The following is a 425-nucleotide window of genomic DNA, read 5'->3' on the forward strand; positions in this document are numbered from 1 at the left end:
CCCTTTCGAAGTCACTGGTTTTCAAGACCAGCTCCTTAAACCACTCGGACACCTCTCCACATTAAGATACTTAAACTTACTTTAAAATCATACCTAACTATATTCAAAATAGAAACAATTTAAATATAGTTTAGCAAATATATTATTTGGCTGGGGATGCAGGACTCGAACCTACGCATACATGAGTCAAAGTCATGTGCCTTACCGACTTGGCTAATCCCCAATATATGTGGTGAGCGCACAGGGATTCGAACCCCGGACACACGCCTTAGAAGGGCGTTGCTCTATCCAGCTGAGCTATGCACCCACAATTATATATGTACAAATCAAATAAAAATGGTGCGGATGAAGGGAGTCGAACCCCCACGCCAATGGCGCTAGATCCTAAGTCTAGTGCGTCTGCCAATTCCGCCACATCCGCGCAT

At 44.2% G+C, this 425-nt stretch carries 3 tRNA genes; all 3 read right to left on the reverse strand.

The annotated features are described in order from the left end of the window. Positions 1–147: 147 nt before the first annotated feature. Positions 148–223, reverse strand: a tRNA-Gln gene (locus Q3287_RS19515). Between the two features lie 7 nt (positions 224–230). Next, positions 231–307, reverse strand: a tRNA-Arg gene (locus tag Q3287_RS19520). A 30-nt stretch (positions 308–337) separates the two neighbouring features. Beyond that, a tRNA-Leu gene (locus Q3287_RS19525) sits at positions 338–421 on the reverse strand. Between the last annotated feature and the right edge of the window lie 4 nt (positions 422–425).

Origin of the sequence: Clostridioides sp. GD02404 (assembly GCF_045898275.1) — a bacterium.
Lineage (GTDB): Bacteria > Bacillota > Clostridia > Peptostreptococcales > Peptostreptococcaceae > Clostridioides > Clostridioides difficile_A.